This is a genomic window from Streptomyces huasconensis, from assembly GCF_021028635.1.
GTDB classification, from domain to species: Bacteria; Actinomycetota; Actinomycetes; order Streptomycetales; family Streptomycetaceae; genus Streptomyces; species Streptomyces huasconensis.
This window is the reverse complement of sequence record NZ_CP086119.1, coordinates 1,924,724-1,941,037: the sequence shown is the minus strand read 5'-3', so window position 1 is coordinate 1,941,037 and position 16,314 is coordinate 1,924,724. Positions and strand designations below refer to the sequence as shown.

Below are 16,314 nucleotides of genomic sequence, written 5' to 3'. Positions count from 1 at the left end.
GACAGGTGACTTCCGCAGTACCACCGCCCCGGACCGACACCCAGCCCGAGCCCGCAGAGCCCGCAGAACCGGCAGAGCCCACCGGGCCTGTCGAGACCAAGGAACAGCGCGGCAGCAGGCGCAGCATCGCCGCCGCGCTGCTGCTCGGCGCCGTGGGCGCGGCCCTCGCGCTGCTCGCCTCCCGGCAGACCTGGGCCCGCGGCACCGCGTCGGTGGCCGGCGGCGACCTGCCCCTGACCGCCAGCGGCGGCGACGTCACGGGCGTACCCGCGGCCCTCGCGATAGTGGGCCTCGCCGCCCTCGTCGCGATCTTCGCCGTCCGCCGCACCGGACGCCTCCTGGTCTCCCTGCTGCTCACGCTGAGCGGCGCGGGCACCGTGGTCGCCGCGCTGCTCGGCGCGGGTGACGGCGCCGCCCTCGACGAGAAGGCCGCCACCGCGTCCGGCGACGCCGCCGCCACCATCGGCGGCCTCAGCCACACCGGCTGGCCCTACGCCGCGGCCGCCGCGGGCGTCCTCCTCCTGCTCGCGGGCCTGCTCGCCCTCACGTACGGTCGCTCCTGGCCCGCCATGTCGGGACGCTACGAACGCGACGGCTCGCCGAGCCCCCGCAAGGCGCGCCGTGCCCCGGACCCGGAGCGGCCCGAGGAACTGTGGAAGGCCCTGGACCGCGGCGAGGACCCGACGCGCGAAGCGTGACCCCGCGCTCAGGGCATACGCGCCGGTACGGGACAATGACAGCGAGCGTCCGACTCGCGGTGGGTCTCTCGCCCCACCACCACGCATACAGCAACGAGGAGCAAGTCATGGCGGGCAGCAGCCACGGACACACCCCGGCCGCCTGGACCGGTGTCATCATCGCCTTCATCGGTTTCTGCGTCGCGGGTGCCTTCATGGTGATGGCCAACGTGCCCGGGTTCTGGGCGGGCATGGCCCTCATCGTGGTCGGCGGTCTCGTCGGCGCCGTCATGCGCGCCATGGGCCTCGGCCAGGACAAGAGTCAGCAGCGCCGGGTCGTGCGCTCCGAGAGCTGACCTTCCCCGTACGGAGAGAGGCGGTCCGGCAGGTGCCGGGGCCGCCTCTCGCGCTGTCCGGCCACCGGGCGGCAGGCCCCCGCGCGAGGCACAATGCACGCGTGAGAGCCGAACCTTCGAGCGCCGGGACCACCCGCAAGGACGCGCCCCCGCTCCCGGCCCGCCTGCTCGTGCCGGCCGGTGTGCTCGCCGCCGTCGCCGGTGCCTTCGCGTACGTCGGCGCCGTCGACCCCAACGAACCCGGCCACTACCCAGCCTGCCCGCTCCTGCGCCTCACCGGGATCTACTGCCCCGGCTGCGGCGGGCTGCGCAGCGCCCACGCCGTCGTCCACGGCGACCTCACCACGGCCCTCGGCGCCAACGCGCTCGCCGTCGCCGGGTACGCCCTCTTCGCGGTGGTGTGGGCCGTCTGGGTGGTCCGCGTGGCGCGCGGACGGCCCCCGGGGATCGAGCTGCGTCCGGCGCAGCTGTGGGCCGTCGGCGCCGTGATCGCGGTCTTCACCCTCGTACGCAATCTGCCGTTCGGGTCATGGCTGCATCCCTGAACGCGCAGGCCGGCGGGGGTGACGCATGTCCAGGTCGTGGGACGGGCGTCAACCGGATGCGGGGCCTTCGCCCTCCTGCGGATACCATCGCAGTGACCAGCTTGAACGTCAGCTTCAACCGTCAGGGAAGGGGTCCGCTCGCGTGAGTGTGCTCGACGAGATCATCGACGGAGTCCGTGCCGACCTCGCGGAGCGGCAGGCGCGCGTCAGCCTCGACGAGCTCAAGGAACGCGCGGCCAAGGCCCCCGCGGCCAAGGACGGCGCGGCCGCCCTGCGCGGCGACGGCGTCAAGGTCATCTGTGAGGTCAAGCGCTCCAGCCCCTCCAAGGGCGCGCTCGCCGCGATCGCGGACCCCGCCGGACTCGCCGCCGACTACGAGGCGGGCGGCGCCGCCGTCATCTCCGTGCTCACCGAGGAGCGCCGCTTCGGCGGCTCGCTCGCCGACCTGGAGGCCGTCCGCGCCAAGGTCGACGTCCCGGTGCTGCGCAAGGACTTCATCGTCACCTCGTACCAGCTGTGGGAGGCCCGCGCGTACGGCGCCGACCTCGCGCTGCTGATCGTGGCCGCCCTGGACCAGGCCGCCCTGGAGTCCCTCATCGAGCGCGCCGAGTCGATCGGCCTCACGCCGATCGTCGAGGTGCACGACGAGGAGGAGGCCGAGCGCGCCGTCGACGCGGGCGCCCGGGTCGTCGGGGTCAACGCCCGCGACCTGAAGACCCTCAAGGTCGACCGCTCCGTGTTCGAGCGGATCGCCCCCGAGCTGCCGGACAGCGTCGTCAAGATCGCCGAGTCCGGTGTCCGCGGCCCGCACGACCTGATCGCGTACGCCAACGCCGGCGCCGACGCGGTCCTCGTGGGCGAGTCCCTGGTGACCGGCCGCGACCCCAAGGCCGCGGTCTCCGACCTGGTCGCCGCGGGCGCGCACCCCGCCCTGCGGCACGGACGGGGCTGACCGCACCCCATGGCCATCTCCGCCCGCCTCGCACCCGGCTGCCGCCCCCGCGGCTGCCGGGCGCCCGCGCGGCGTGTGCGGGGCAGGCGGGTGCGGTACCACATCGGTTCGGAGCCGGGCCAGATCCCCGGGATGCGATGGCACGGCGGCGCCTTGGCCGCCGCCGCGAGCTGAAAGCCCCGTAAGGGGCGCGGGGAACTGCGCGACAAGCCCACGACGGGCCGCAGTCGCGATCAATCCCGACCAGCAACGGCGCCAGGGCGCACGCGTGCCAGACGTCAACGCCAGTCCTAGCGAGGATTCCGCATGCCCAGCGAATACTTCATCCCCGACCCCGAGGGCCAAGTCCCCAGCACCGAAGGCTACTTCGGCGCCTTCGGCGGCAAGTTCATCCCGGAGGCCCTGGTCGCCGCCGTCGACGAGGTCGCCGTCGAGTACGACAAGGCCAAGAGCGACCCCGCCTTCGCCGCCGAGCTGGACGACCTGCTCGTCCACTACACGGGCCGCCCCAGCAGCCTCACCGAGGTGCCCCGCTTCGCGGAGCACGCCGGCGGCGCCCGCGTCTTCCTCAAGCGCGAGGACCTGAACCACACCGGCTCACACAAGATCAACAACGTGCTCGGCCAGGCCCTGCTCACCAAGCGCATGGGCAAGACCCGCGTCATCGCCGAGACCGGCGCGGGCCAGCACGGCGTCGCCACGGCCACGGCCTGCGCGCTCTTCGGCCTCGAATGCACCATCTACATGGGCGAGATCGACACCCAGCGCCAGGCGCTGAACGTCGCCCGCATGCGCATGCTCGGCGCCGAGGTCATCGCCGTGAAGTCCGGCAGCCGCACCCTGAAGGACGCCATCAACGAGGCGTTCCGCGACTGGGTCGCCAACGTGGACCGCACCCACTACCTCTTCGGCACCGTCGCCGGACCGCACCCCTTCCCCGCCATGGTCCGCGACTTCCACCGCGTCATCGGCGTCGAGGCCCGCCGCCAGATCCTGGAGCGCGCCGGACGGCTGCCCGACGCCGCCGTCGCCTGCGTGGGCGGCGGCTCCAACGCCATCGGCCTCTTCCACGCCTTCATCCCGGACGCGGAGGTGCGCCTCATCGGCTGCGAACCCGCCGGGCACGGCGTCGAGACCGGCGAGCACGCGGCCACGCTGACCGCGGGGGAGCCGGGCATCCTGCACGGCTCCCGCTCCTACGTCCTCCAGGACGAGGAGGGCCAGATCACCGAGCCCTACTCGATCTCGGCGGGCCTGGACTACCCCGGCATCGGCCCCGAGCACGCCTACCTCAAGGACAGCGGCCGCGGCGAGTACCGCGCCGTCACCGACGACGCCGCCATGCAGGCGCTGCGCCTGCTGTCCCGCACCGAGGGCATCATCCCGGCCATCGAGAGCGCCCACGCGCTCGCCGGGGCGCTCGACGTCGGCAGGGAACTGGGCAAGGACGGGCTGATCGTCGTCAACCTCTCCGGGCGCGGCGACAAGGACATGGACACGGCCGCACGCTACTTCGGCCTGTACGACACGGACGCCACCGTCGAGGCGGACGCGTCCGCCACCGGTGCAGAGATCAAGGGGGACGCCAAGTGAGCGGCAACATCCGGCTGTTGAGCGACACCCTGGCGGTAGCCCGGGCCGAGGGGCGCGCCGCGCTCATCGCGTACCTGCCCGCCGGCTTCCCCACCGTCGACGGCGGCATCGCGGCCGTCAAGGCCGTCTTCGACGGCGGCGCGGACGTGGTCGAGGTCGGGCTGCCGCACAGCGACCCGGTGCTCGACGGGCCGGTCATCCAGACCGCCGACGACATCGCCCTGCGCGGCGGCCTCAAGATCCGCGACGTGATGCGCACCGTCCGCGAGGCCCACGAGGCGACCGGCAAGCCGGTGCTCGTCATGACGTACTGGAACCCGATCGACCGCTACGGCGTGGAGCGCTTCACCGCCGAGCTGGCCGAGGCGGGCGGCGCCGGGTGCATCCTGCCCGACCTGCCCGTCCAGGAGTCCGGCCTGTGGAGGGAGCACGCCGAGAAGCACGACCTGGCGACGGTCTTCGTCGTCGCGCCGAGCAGCAAGGACGAGCGGCTCGCCACGATCACGGCGGCGGGCTCCGGCTTCGTGTACGCGGCGTCGCTGATGGGCGTCACGGGTACCCGCGAGTCCGTCGGCGAGCAGGCCCAGGATCTGGTGCGGCGCACCAAGGCCACCACCGACCTGCCGGTCTGCGTGGGCCTCGGCGTCTCCAACGCCCGCCAGGCCGCCGAGGTCGCGGGCTTCGCCGACGGGGTGATCGTCGGCTCCGCCTTCGTGCAGCGGATGCTGGACGCCGCGGACGAGACCGCCGGGCTCGCCGCCGTGCGCGCGCTGGCGGCCGAGCTGGCGGACGGGGTCCGCGGCAAGGCGTAACTCGTACGGGTGGTCCTGGACCGGGGAGGCACGCTCGTGCCTCCCCGGTTCGTTGGCGGGGTGTGAGTGAGAAGAACCGTGAGGCAAAGCGATCGGCCCGTGAGCGGCTGACGGAAGAGCGAGAGCGACAGAAGGCCCGCGACAAGCGGCGCCGAGCGCTGATCGTGGGCGCCGCGGTGGTCGGCGTCCTCGGCCTGGCCGCCGTCGTGGGGCTGCTCGCCGCCAATTCCGGCGACGACAAGAGCGACACCTCGGGCCCGGTGGCCGTCCCCGCGGGGGCCGCCGGCGAGGACCGGCTGACGATCCCCCTCGGCAAGGACAGCGCCAAGGCGACCCTCACCATCTGGGAGGACTTCCGCTGCCCGGCCTGCAAGCAGTTCGAGGACACCTACCGCTCGACGATCAACGACCTCGCCGGGAAGGGCCGGCTCAAGGTCGAGTACCACCTGGCCACCCTCATCGACGGGAACATGGGCGGCAGCGGCTCCCTGCGCGCGGCCAACGCCGCGGCGTGCGCCCAGGACGCCGGCAAGTTCCCGGCGTACCACGACGTGCTCTTCAAGAACCAGCCCCCGGAGACCGAGGACGCGTACGGGGACAACGGCAAGCTGATCGAGCTCGCCGGCCAGGTGGACGGTCTCGTCACGGACCCCTTCAAGAAGTGCGTCGAGGACGGCAGACACGACAGCTGGGTCGCCAAGTCGAACAAGGCCTTCCAGGACGCGAAGCTCCAGGGCACGCCGACCGTGCTGCTCGACGGGAAGAGCGTCTTCGGCGACGAGCGGAACCCGCTGACCCCGCAGAAGCTGCGGAAGATGGTGGAGGACGCCCACCGGAGCTAGTGCCCCCAAGGGGCATGCCCGTTATGGACCCGTAGCCGGGCTGGTTGCCGACCTCGCCGCCCGGCACGGTAGCGTCGGACCTGCCATGGACCTTGCCTACATTCCCAGCCCGTCCCGCGGTGTGGTCGAACTCGGACCCATTCCGCTGCGCGGCTACGCGTTCTGCATCATCATCGGCGTCTTCGTGGCCGTCTGGCTCGGCAACAAGCGGTGGGTCGCCCGCGGGGGCCGGCCCGGCACCGTGGCCGACATCGCCGTGTGGGCCGTGCCGTTCGGCCTGGTCGGCGGGCGCCTCTACCACGTGATCACGGACTACCAGCTGTACTTCAGCGAGGGCCGGAACTGGGTCGACGCCTTCAAGATCTGGGAAGGCGGCCTCGGCATCTGGGGCGCGATCGCGCTCGGCGCGGTCGGCGCGTGGATCGGCTGCCGCCGCCGGGGCATCCCGCTGCCGGCCTGGGCCGACGCCCTGGCCCCCGGCATCGCCCTCGCGCAGGCCATCGGCCGCTGGGGCAACTGGTTCAACCAGGAGCTGTACGGCAGGGCCACGGACGTGCCGTGGGCGCTGAAGATCACCTCGGCGGATGACGGCCGGGTCCCCGGCACCTACCACCCCACGTTCCTCTACGAATCCCTGTGGTGCGTCGGCGTCGCCCTCCTCGTCATCTGGGCCGACCGCCGCTTCAAGCTCGGGCACGGCCGGGCGTTCGCGCTGTACGTCGCCTCGTACTGCGCCGGGCGCGGCTGGATCGAGTACATGCGGGTCGACGACGCGCACCACGTGCTCGGTCTGCGGCTCAACGTCTGGACCGCGATCGTGGTCTTCGTGCTGGCCGTCGTCTACTTCGTGCTGTCGGCGAAGAAGCGGCCCGGGCGCGAGGAGGTCGTGGAACCGGGTGCGGTGGACTCCGCTGACGTGGCTTCCGACGCTGTGGGTTCCGGGGATGTGGCCTCCGGCGAGGTGGCCTCCGGCAAGGGTGGCAGCGACGAGGACCGTGCGGGTGACGGCGGTTCCGTGCAGCTCACCAAGGGCGGGGCGGCCCCCAAGGACGAGGCCGAGTCCGCCGAGTCCGCCAAGAAGGGCTGACACCCTCTGGTCGTACGTCGATGGGGCCGCCGGATCGGTTGATCCGGCGGCCCCATCGCTTTCGGCTAGCGCGGACGTCTCGCCAGGGACAGCATCCGCTGCGCGCCCTCCACCACCGCCCGGTCGACGAAGCGTCCGTCCGGCAGGGCCAGGGCGCCCTCGTCCGTCGCCGCCGCCTTGGTGATCTCCTCGGCCTGTTCGATCTCCTCGGCGGTGGGAAGGTAGGCCTGTTCGATCACCGGGAGCTGCCGGGGATGGATCGCCGCGCGGCCGAGGAAGCCGAGGGCGCGGCCCCGGGCGCAGGACGCGGCCAGGCCGTCGAGGTCACGGATGTCGGGGTGGACCGACTGGCTGGGCGGGGGTAGGCCCGCCGCCCGCGCGGCCACCACCACGCGGGAGCGCGCCCAGTCCAGGCCCCGGTCCTCCCGTACGCCGAGGTCGGCGCGGAGGTCCGCCTCGCCGAGGGAGAGGCCGTGCAGTGCCGGGTGCGCGGTGGCGATGGCGAAGGCGTGCTCCAGGCCGAGCGCCGACTCGACGAGGGCGTGCAGGCTGGGGGAGCCGCCGTCGGCGGGGACCGCGCGTTCCGCGACGCGGATGACGTCGGCGCGGGAGGTGACCTTCGGCAGGCGCAGCCCCGCCACGCCGGGGAGCGGGGCGATGGCGCGGAGGTCGGCGTCGGCGAGGGGCGTGCCCAGGGCGTTCACCCGGACGTGGACGGGGACGGGGGACGGACGCGGCTCCGAGAGGAGTTCCGCCGTCGCCGCCCGCGCGTACTCCTTGCGGTCGGGGGCGACCGCGTCCTCCAGGTCGACGATCACCACGTCGGCGCCCGCGCGCAGGGCCTTGGCCACCACCTCGGGCCGGTCGCCGGGGGCGTAGAGCCAGGTCAGGGGGTGGGCGGTGGTCACAGGGCGCCCTCTTTGCGGAGGGTGGCGATCTCCCGTTCCGTCAGACCGAGTTCGGTGAGGACCGCGTCCGTGTCGGCGCCGTGCGGGCGGCCCGGCCAGCCGATCGCGCCGGGGGTCTCGGAGAGGCGGAAGAGCACGTTCTGCATGCGCAGCGGGCCCAGTTCCGGGTCCTCGACCGTGGTGAGCGTGCCGAGGGCGGCATACTGCGGGTCGGTCATGACGTCGCGTACGTCCTGGATGGGGGCGACCGCCGCCTGTGCCTTCTCGAAGGCCTCGATGACCTCGGCGCGGGTGTGGCGGGCGATCCAGCCGCCGACCGCCTCGTCGAGGACATCGGCGTGGGCGGCGCGCTCCGCGCCCGAGGCGAACCACGGCTCGGCGATCAGCTCCGGGCGGCCGACCAGGCGCAGCACGCGCTCCGCGACGGACTGCGCCGAGGTGGAGACGGCGACCCAGCGGCCGTCGGCGGTGCGGTAGGTGTTGCGGGGCGCGTTGTTCGTGGAGCGGTTCCCGGTGCGGGGCTGGACGAAGCCCAGCTGGTCGTACCAGAGCGGCTGGGGGCCGAGGACCGTGAGGATCGGCTCGATGATCGCCATGTCCACCACCTGCCCCCGGCCCGTGCGATCACGCGCGGCGAGGGCCGTCAGCACCGCGTACGCCGTCGCCAGACCCGCGATCGAGTCGGCGAGGCCGAAGGGCGGCAGCGTCGGGGGCCCGTCGGGGGCACCGGTGATCGCGGCGAAACCGCTCATGGCCTCGGCGAGCGTGCCGAAGCCGGGGCGGCGGGCGTACGGGCCGAACTGGCCGAAGCCCGTGACGCGGGTCAGGACCAGGCGGGGGTTGGCCGCGCTCAGCTCGTCCCAGCCGAGGCCCCACTTCTCCAGGGTGCCGGGGCGGAAGTTCTCCACGACGACGTCGGCGGTGGCGGCCAGGCGCAGGAGCGTGTCGCGGCCGCCGGGCGTGGAGAGGTCCAGGGTCATCGTGCGCTTGTTGCGGCCGAGCAGCTTCCACCACAGGCCGACGCCGTCCTTCGACGGGCCGTGGCCTCGGGAGGGGTCGGGGCGGCTCGGGTGTTCGACCTTGATGACCTCCGCGCCGAAGTCGCCGAGCATCGTGGCGGCGAGGGGGCCCGCGAAGAGGGTGGCCAGGTCCAGGACGCGCAGGCCGGTGAGGGGTGCGGCCGTGGACGGCGGTGTGGTGGGCGGCTGCGGCTCTGTCATGAGGGGGTGCCGTCCGTCGTGCGGGCGGTCGCTTCCGCCGCCTGGGCGTCGATCTCCTTGCGGCACGGCATGGAGGCGGACGCCCCCGGGCGCTGTACGGAGAGCGCGGCCGCCGAGGACGCCCAGTGGAGTGCCTCGGGCACGGACTTGCCTTCGGCGAGCGCCACGGCCAGGGTCCCGGCGAAGGTGTCGCCCGCGCCGGTCGTGTCGACCGCCGTGACCCGGGACGCGGGCACCGTCACCGGTTCGGCGCCGCGAGCCGCGTACAGACTGCCCTGTGAGCCGAGGGTGATGACGACCTCGGGGACCTGGGCCAGAAGCGTGCGGGCGGCGGCCGGCGGGTCGTTTGTGATGCCGGTGAGTGCGGCGGCCTCGTGTTCGTTGGGCAGCAACAGGTCGGTGGCGGCGAGGAGTTCGTCGGGGAGCGGTTGCGCGGGGGCCGGGGTGAGGACCGTGCGCACCCCGTGGCGCCGCGCCGCCCGCGCGGCGGTGAGGACCCCCTTGAGCGGAATCTCCAGTTGCAGCAGCAGGGCGTCGGCGGAGGCGATCACGGCCTCGTCGCCGGGGGTGAGGCCCTTGACGGTGCCGTTGGCGCCGGGGACGACGACGATCGCGTTGCCGCCCTCGTCGTCGACGACGATGTGCGCGGTGCCGGTCGGGGTGTCGACCCTGCGCAGCAGGTCCGTGTCGACGCCGGAGTGTTCGAGCGAGGAGCGCAGCTGCGCGCCGAAGGTATCGGCGCCGACCGCGCCGATCATTGAGACGGTGGCGCCGGCGCGGGCCGCGGCGATGGCCTGGTTGGCGCCTTTGCCGCCGGGGACCGTACGGAACTCACGGCCCGTCACGGTCTCGCCGCGCCGCGGGGCCTCGGCGACGTACGCGACGAGGTCCATGTTGGCGCTGCCGAGGACGGCGATGTGGGGCGTCGGTGTCGCGGGTGTCGGTGTCATGAGCGGTGTGCCTCCCGGGCGGTGAGTTCTGCGAGGGTGTCGAAGCCGATGCCGTCGAAGCCGCCCACGGACGTGGCGAGCCGGTTCTTGAGCGGTGCCGTCCAGCGGGCGGGCAGCGCGGCCGGGTGCCCGGCCAGCAGGCCCGCGATGGACCCGGCGGTCGCGCCGTTGGAGTCGGTGTCCCAGCCGCCGGAGACGGCGCGCGTGATGGAGCCGGTGAAGTCGCCGTCGGCGTGGGTGAGGGCGGCGGCGAGCAGGGCGGCGTTGGGGACGACGTGCACCCAGTGGTGGGTGGGGTAGCCGGCGTGCAGTTGGTCCACGACGGTGTCGAAGTCCGTGGTGGCGGTGGCGAGGTGGATGCCGTGGCGGACGGCTTCGCGGAGCGGGGAGTTCCGGGGGACGGCCGCCAGGCCGGTGCGGAGGCAGCGGTGGACGTCGGTGTCCCCGGCCGCCGCCGCGGCGATGGTGGCGGCGGCGAACACGGCGCCGTGGACACCGTCCGCCGTGTGCGTCAACGCGGCGTCCCGGTACGCCTGTTCGGCCGCGGCCTCCGGGGCGCCGGGGTTGGTCCAGCCGTGCATGTCGGCCCGGATCAGCGCGCCGATCCACTCGCGGAAGGGGTTGCGGTGGGTGGCGGTGTGCGGGGGCTCGATGCCCTGGAGGAGGTTGCGGTAGGCGACGCGCTCGGCGGTGAACGTGCGCCCGGCCGGCAGCTCGTCCAGCCAGAGCCGCGCGACGTCCTCGGTGGTGAAGGACCTGCCGTGGCGCTGGAGGAGGACGAGGTTCAGCAGGGGGTAGTTGAGGTCGTCGTCCTCGGGCATGCCGTCGATGTTCTCGGCGAGGGAGGTGGGCGCGGAACGCTTGTTCCACGGGTACGCCGCCTTGAGCGCGGGCGGGAGTCCTCGCTCCGTGAACCAGGTCGTCAGCGGCCAGTTGCCCGTCGCCCTGGCGATGCTGCGGATGCCGTCGAGGGGCAGCTTCTCCACCGGCTTGCCGAGCAGACAGCCCGCGGCCCTGCCGAGCCAGGCGGCGTGGAGGCGGTCGCGGAGGTCCGTGGGGGCGGGCGGTGCGGGGCCGGTGGGGGCGGGGGGCGGCTGCGCGGGGGTGGCGGGGCCCAGCTCGTCCAGGAGCTGTTCGGCGAGGGTACGGAGGTGAGGCGGGGCGGGGGCCGGGGAGGCGCCCGCGCGCGGCGGCGCCGGGTGGCCGCCCGCCGCGAGCCAGCGGGCGCGTACGGAGGAGACGTCCCGGCCCTCGTGCGCTGCCTGCCGGAGTTCGTGCCCGAGGAGGTCCTCCGGGTGGACCCAGGTGAGGCGGATCATGGGGTGGTTGGGGGAGTGGGAGGGGGCGGCGGGGGGCTCGGGGTCTGGGCGGTCGGTGGTGGCTTCGTGGGTGGGGTGGGGGTTGTGACGGGGGTGGGGTTGGTGACTGCTGTGGCTGTTGTGGCTTCTGGGGCTGGCGCGGCAGTTGTGGCTTCGGGGGGTGCCATGGTGTTCGTGGCTGCCGTGAAGGTCGTGACTGCCGTGGCTCCCGTGACGTCGACATCCGCGCCTCGGACGGCGACTCGTGCGGCTTCCCCGGAGCGGGCGTCGACCGGAGTCTCGGCCCTCGCGCCCGCCCGCGCCCGCGTCCCGGCCGACCGGACCTGGGCGGTCGGCCGGGCGCACGCACCGGATGCCGCTTCCGTGGCCGTCAGGGACGTGAAGGCCGCTTCGTGGGCACGGCGGCGGGTGACGTCCCGGTCGAAGATCTCCCGGGCGACCTCGGTCAGCGCCGTCGCGGGGGCGTGCAGATCGAGGCGGCTCGCCTGCGCCACCGTCTTCGCCCAGTCGCGCGGGACCGCCGCCTCCCCGCGCAGCGCGCCCACGATCGCGCCGCTCATCGTCGCGATGGAGTCGCAGTCGCGGCCGTAGTTGACGGCGCCGAGGACCGTGCGGCGGTAGTCGCCCTCGCCGACCAGGAGCATGGCCAGGGCCACCGGCAGCTCCTCGATGGCGTGCAGGCGGGAGGGGCGGCGGGCGCCGAGGGACGGGGCGCGGTAGTCGGGGCCGACCGTGTCGAAGGGGGCGACGGCGGCGCGGACGGGCGCCAGGGCCGCCTCGAAGTCCCGGTGCCGCGCGGCCACGTCCGTCACCGCCTCGATCGCCGCGCGCGTGCCGTCCTTCGCCAGGGCGAGGCATGCCTCGACCACCGATTCCGGCGTGGCGCCGGGCGTGCAGGCGGCCGCCACCGCCGCCGCGAAGACGCCCGCGGCCTCGCGGCCGTACGAGGACTGGTGGGCGCCCGCGATGTCGAGGGCCTCGGCATACGCACCCTCCGGGTTCGCGGCGTTGACCAGGCCCACCGGCGCCATGTACATCGCGGCGCCGCAGTTGACGATGTTGCCGGTGCCCGCCTCGCGCGGGTCGACGTGGCCGTAGTGGAGGCGGGCGACGAGCCACTTCTCGGCGAGGAAGATCCGGTGCAGGGGCAGGGCCTCGGCCGCCAGCTCCGGAATCCAGCGCGGCGTCGTCATCAGGTCGGGCACCAGGTGGTCGGCGATGGCGTACGCGTCGAGGTGATCGCGGACGGTGCCGTACACCCGTACGAGCGCGTGCGTCAGCAAGGTGTCGTCGGTGACGTGGCCGTCACCCTTGTGGTACGGCGCGATGGGGCGGGCGGTGCGCCACTCGTCGCCGTTCCAGGGGCCGACGATGCCGCGCACGCGGCCGCCGTGGCGCTCGGCGATCTGCTCGGGCGCGTACCCCTCGACGGGTCCGCCGAGGGCGTCGCCGACGGCCGCGCCGACGAGGCTGCCGGTGATGCGGTCCGCCAGCCCGACCGCGCTACTTGTCGGCCGCGTGCGCTGCGTGCGCTGCGTGAGCTGTGTCGGCTGCGTGGGCTGCATGGGCTTCATGTCGGAATTGTCCACCTGGAGCGGCAAGTTCCGTGTGTGCCAGGTGCCCGGCGAGTTCCACCAGGTCGGTGCCGGCGAGGCGGGGGAGCGTGCAGCCGGACAGCGTCCGGCAGGTCTCGCGCCACGTCTCGGGGATCGCCGCCGCCGTGCCGAACGCGCCGGTCAGCGCCCCGGCGAGGGCGGGCGCCGAGTCCGCGACCCGGGACAGGCAGGCGGCCGCGGGCACGGCCTCGCAGACGCGGCCGCGCGCGGCGGTGGCCAGGGCGAGCGCCACCGGAACGGTCTCGGCGGCGGCGATGCCGTAGCTGTACACGTGGTCGACGATCTGGTGTTCCAGGAGCGGTACGAGGTCGAAGGCGCACGCGGCGGCCTGGGCGAGCTTCACGGCGTGGCGGGCGTTGCGGCCGATCTCGGTGTGCTCGGGGAGCTGGGCGAGCGCGGCGTCCACCGCCTGTTCGACGTCCGCCGCACCGAGCGCCACCGCGATCGCCGCGGCCATCGCGCGGGCACCGTGGACGCCGTCGCCGTCCTGGGTGTAGCGGGCGTCGAACTCGGCCAGCGCGGCAGCCTGTTCGGGGTCACCGGGGTGGACCAGGGCGAGCACGCAGGCGCGTACGCAGGCGGCGTCGTCGAAGAAGTGCGGGTTGTCGTGGCCGGTGGCGGGCGGCCGCAGCCCGGCGGCGAGGTTGCCGAGGCCCGCGCGGACGGAGATGCGGGCGCGCAGGGGGAGTACGGCGGACTCCACCTCCGGGGCGCGGGCCGCGGCGGCGGCGACCTCGGCGGCCAGCGTGGACCAGGCGAGGTCCAGGGCGGCGCGGACCCGGCGGTCCGGGGGCAGGCCGGGGTCGAGGGTGCCGTCCGCCGCGCGGAGCAGGGACTCGGCGGTGAAGGCCGCCCATTCGGCGTCGTCGGAGGGGCCGAGGCGCAGGGGTTCGGGGGGCTGGTTCAGGGCGATGGGGACGGGGAGGGTGGTCGTGGCGTTCTGCTCGGCGAAGGTGTCCAGTTCGCGGGTGAGGCGGCGGGTCCACTCGGGCATGCGGGCGGCCCGGTGCCGGGCCGCGGGCCACCCGGCGGCGTCGCCTGCGGCGAGGCCCAGCAGCAGGCCTTCGATGCGGGGGCCCGCTTGGTCGGCACCCGGCGCCGTGGGCGCAGCGGGAGAGGCGCGGCCCACAGCGGGTGCGGCGGGAGCGGGCACCGGATGGTCTTTCGGTTCGCCGGCTGGTGCAGGGTGGGTGGGAGGAATCCGCCGCGAAGCGACGGGCTTGTCGACGCTCACGAGGACTCCCCGGCCGGAAGCAGCAGCTCCGCCACGTCCAGGACGTGATGCCCCCGCATCGAGGGAAGGCAGCTGCCCCGCGCGGGCCCGATGGCCTGGGCCCACGGCTCGGGGATCGAGGGGGCCCCGCACGTCGCCCCGGCGAGCGCCCCCGCGACCGCCGCCGTCGTATCGGCGTCCCGCCCCATGTTCACCGCGGACAGCACCGCGCAGCGGAAGTCGCCGCGTGCCGCCGCGTACGCCCCGAAGGCGAGCCCCACCGCCTCCGGGGCGAGGTCGGTCCAGGGGTAGCCGCCGATCACCACCGCGGAGCGGACCGCGCGCTCGCCGCGGTGGGCGACCGCGACCGCCCGCCGCAGCGACCTCGACGTCCAGCAGTCGTCCGGGATGACGGAGAGCGCCGCCGTCACGACGGCGTCCACCCGCGCGCCCGCCATCGCCGCCGCGACGCCCGCCGCGACCGCCTGGCCGCCGTAGATGCCCTCGCCGTCATGGCTGACCGAGCCGTCGATCGCGATGAGCCGGGCCGCCTCGGCGGGACGCCCCGCCGCGAAGACGCCGAACGGCGCGGCCCGCATCGCCAGGCCGTCGCTCCAGGCGTGCCGGTGCTGGGCCGAGATGGGGGCGGCGAGACCGCGGCGGAGGTTCTCCAGCGTGCCGCGCTCGCTGAAGCCGGCGCCCCGGAAGGGGCCCTCGTCCAGGTCGGCGAGCCACTGGTGCCAGGCGGCCTCGACGTGGGCGACGGTCAGCGCCGAACCGTGCCGGGCGAGCAGCAGCCCCGAGAAGATCGCGTACTCCGTGTCGTCCGTGCCCGCCGGGTGTTCGGCGACGTATCCGGTGATGCGGCCCCAACGGGCCCGGATCTCGGACGGCTTCATGTTCTCCGCGGGTGCGCCGAGCGCGTCGCCGACCGCCAGGCCGAGCAGCGCGCCGCGCGCCCGTTCGCGGAGCCCGGCGGCGTCGCCGGGTGTCGGGGCCGAGGGAACGCATGCGCTGGATGCCATGCCGTGCCTCCCTGTTGCGCGGACCGCCGGTACGTCGCGCGGACCACTGGATGCGGTGCTTGGTCCATCTCTGCCACGCGGGGCGCTCACACGAGCACGCACGGGCTCAGATCACCCCTTCGCGCCTCCTTTCCGGCAGCGTCCGGACAGCCCCGCGAGACCCCCGCCGAAGCGCGTTTGCGCAGGTAAGTACGGCCTTCCTTGCTGGCGGGAGATTTTTTTCGCGCGTACTTTGGACGCTGTCCAAGCATTGAGGGGGTCCATACCATGGCGATCATCGAGACCGAAGCGGCGCTGCACGAGGCGCACCGCGACAACCACACCCACCGTGATGTCAACGGCGGCTGGCTGCGTCCCGCCGTCTTCGGCGCCATGGACGGACTCGTCTCCAACCTGGCGCTGATGACGGGTGTCGCGGGCGGCTCGGTCTCGCAGCAGACCATCGTCATCACCGGCCTCGCGGGGCTCGCCGCGGGCGCCTTCTCCATGGCGGCGGGCGAGTACACCTCCGTCGCCTCGCAGCGCGAGCTGGTCCAGGCCGAACTGGACATCGAGCGGCGGGAGTTGCGCAAGCACCCCAAGGACGAGGAGCGGGAACTCGCCGCGTTGTACGTGTCCCGCGGGGTCGAGCCGCAGCTGGCCCGCGAGGTCGCCCGCCAGCTCTCCAAGGACCCCGAGCAGGCCCTGGAGATCCATGCCCGCGAGGAACTGGGCATCGACCCGGGCGACCTGCCGTCGCCGACCGTCGCCGCGGTGTCGTCCTTCGGCTCGTTCGCGCTGGGCGCCCTGCTCCCCGTACTGCCGTATCTGCTCGGTGCCACCGTGCTGTGGCCCGCCCTGCTGCTCGCGCTGATCGGTCTCTTCGCCTGCGGCGCGGTGGTCGCCAAGGTGACCGCGCGGTCCTGGTGGTTCAGCGGACTGCGGCAGCTCGCGCTCGGCGGGGCGGCGGCCGGTGTGACGTACGCCCTGGGCAGCCTGTTCGGCACGGCCGTAGGATGACGCCGTGCAGGTCTATGCGGGACCTCGCATAAATAGCCGTTACTCGGCGGTTTCGAATCGATTGCCATGGGGCATGAGCCGTAAGCGCTGTGGGCAATGAGGCTCGCGGCGCTCCGGGTCCTCGGCCATGGATCTGTCCGCAGCGGCCCCCAAGGTCCCCCTCGAACCGCTCCCCACTCCGCGAGCAGTGTCCACATGGT

General features: G+C 74.1%; 16 protein-coding genes and 1 pseudogene. 10 read left to right on the top strand and 7 right to left on the bottom strand.

Features of this window, described 5'->3' with window-relative positions:
* Positions 1-5: 5 nt before the first annotated feature.
* From J2N69_RS08710 to lgt, 9 genes are all read left to right on the top strand, one after another.
* Entirely contained in the window at positions 6-698 is a 693-nt protein-coding gene (locus J2N69_RS08710; RefSeq protein WP_230900223.1) for a TIGR02234 family membrane protein, read from the top strand.
* A gap of 107 nt (positions 699-805) precedes the next feature.
* A complete protein-coding gene (locus J2N69_RS08705) occupies positions 806-1,033 on the top strand; it encodes an HGxxPAAW family protein (protein ID WP_230900222.1) in 228 nt (75 codons plus the stop codon).
* 101 nt (positions 1,034-1,134) lie between these two features.
* On the top strand, positions 1,135-1,578 hold the full coding sequence (locus J2N69_RS08700) for a DUF2752 domain-containing protein (RefSeq protein WP_408056690.1): 444 nt from the start codon (positions 1,135-1,137) through the stop codon (positions 1,576-1,578).
* A gap of 142 nt (positions 1,579-1,720) precedes the next feature.
* Positions 1,721-2,530, top strand: coding sequence for an indole-3-glycerol phosphate synthase TrpC (trpC, locus tag J2N69_RS08695; RefSeq protein ID WP_230900221.1), 810 nt, complete (start codon positions 1,721-1,723; stop codon positions 2,528-2,530).
* A gap of 9 nt (positions 2,531-2,539) precedes the next feature.
* Positions 2,540-2,704 (top strand): tryptophan biosynthesis modulator TrpM, encoded by a 165-nt coding sequence (gene trpM, locus J2N69_RS36635; protein WP_408056689.1) that lies wholly within the window; start codon positions 2,540-2,542, stop codon positions 2,702-2,704.
* A gap of 132 nt (positions 2,705-2,836) precedes the next feature.
* Positions 2,837-4,123 (top strand): tryptophan synthase subunit beta, encoded by a 1,287-nt coding sequence (gene trpB, locus J2N69_RS08690; protein WP_230900220.1) that lies wholly within the window; start codon positions 2,837-2,839, stop codon positions 4,121-4,123.
* The gene (gene trpA / locus J2N69_RS08685) at positions 4,120-4,935 is read left to right on the top strand and encodes a tryptophan synthase subunit alpha (RefSeq protein WP_230900219.1); all 816 of its coding nucleotides are present in this window, start codon (positions 4,120-4,122) and stop codon (positions 4,933-4,935) included. Before trpB ends, trpA begins: the two co-directional genes overlap by 4 nt.
* Positions 4,936-4,997: 62 nt before the next feature.
* Entirely contained in the window at positions 4,998-5,777 is a 780-nt protein-coding gene (locus tag J2N69_RS08680; RefSeq protein ID WP_230900218.1) for a DsbA family protein, read from the top strand.
* An 85-nt stretch (positions 5,778-5,862) separates the two neighbouring features.
* Positions 5,863-6,864, top strand: coding sequence for a prolipoprotein diacylglyceryl transferase (gene lgt / locus J2N69_RS08675; protein ID WP_230900217.1), 1,002 nt, complete (start codon positions 5,863-5,865; stop codon positions 6,862-6,864).
* 65 nt (positions 6,865-6,929) lie between these two features.
* On the opposite strand, the gene J2N69_RS08670 is transcribed toward lgt, so the two are convergent.
* The 7 genes and pseudogenes from J2N69_RS08670 to J2N69_RS08640 all read right to left on the bottom strand — a co-directional run bounded on the left by J2N69_RS08670 (position 6,930) and on the right by J2N69_RS08640 (position 15,115).
* A complete protein-coding gene (locus J2N69_RS08670; protein WP_230900216.1) occupies positions 6,930-7,772 on the bottom strand; it encodes an HpcH/HpaI aldolase/citrate lyase family protein in 843 nt (280 codons plus the stop codon).
* Complete coding sequence (locus J2N69_RS08665; RefSeq protein ID WP_230900215.1) at positions 7,769-8,992, bottom strand: CaiB/BaiF CoA transferase family protein; 1,224 nt, start codon at positions 8,990-8,992, stop codon at positions 7,769-7,771. The genes J2N69_RS08670 and J2N69_RS08665 overlap by 4 nt, the downstream gene beginning before the upstream one ends.
* The gene (rbsK, locus tag J2N69_RS08660) at positions 8,989-9,942 is read right to left on the bottom strand and encodes a ribokinase (RefSeq protein WP_230900214.1); all 954 of its coding nucleotides are present in this window, start codon (positions 9,940-9,942) and stop codon (positions 8,989-8,991) included. Before rbsK ends, J2N69_RS08665 begins: the two co-directional genes overlap by 4 nt.
* On the bottom strand, positions 9,939-11,261 hold the full coding sequence (locus J2N69_RS08655; RefSeq protein ID WP_230900213.1) for an ADP-ribosylglycohydrolase family protein: 1,323 nt from the start codon (positions 11,259-11,261) through the stop codon (positions 9,939-9,941). The genes rbsK and J2N69_RS08655 overlap by 4 nt, the downstream gene beginning before the upstream one ends.
* 371 nt (positions 11,262-11,632) lie before the next feature.
* A pseudogene (locus J2N69_RS08650) lies at positions 11,633-12,826 on the bottom strand (ADP-ribosylglycohydrolase family protein); the annotation flags it as partial.
* Positions 12,765-14,030: an ADP-ribosylglycohydrolase family protein gene (locus J2N69_RS08645; protein WP_408056688.1), complete on the bottom strand. Its 1,266-nt coding sequence runs from the start codon at positions 14,028-14,030 to the stop codon at positions 12,765-12,767. The pseudogene J2N69_RS08650 and the gene J2N69_RS08645, both read right to left, overlap by 62 nt.
* A 77-nt stretch (positions 14,031-14,107) precedes the next feature.
* Entirely contained in the window at positions 14,108-15,115 is a 1,008-nt protein-coding gene (locus tag J2N69_RS08640) for an ADP-ribosylglycohydrolase family protein (protein WP_230900212.1), read from the bottom strand.
* A gap of 267 nt (positions 15,116-15,382) precedes the next feature.
* Between J2N69_RS08640 and J2N69_RS08635 the strand changes: the two genes are divergently transcribed.
* Positions 15,383-16,114: a VIT1/CCC1 transporter family protein gene (locus tag J2N69_RS08635; protein ID WP_127912258.1), complete on the top strand. Its 732-nt coding sequence runs from the start codon at positions 15,383-15,385 to the stop codon at positions 16,112-16,114.
* Positions 16,115-16,314 lie beyond the last annotated feature (200 nt).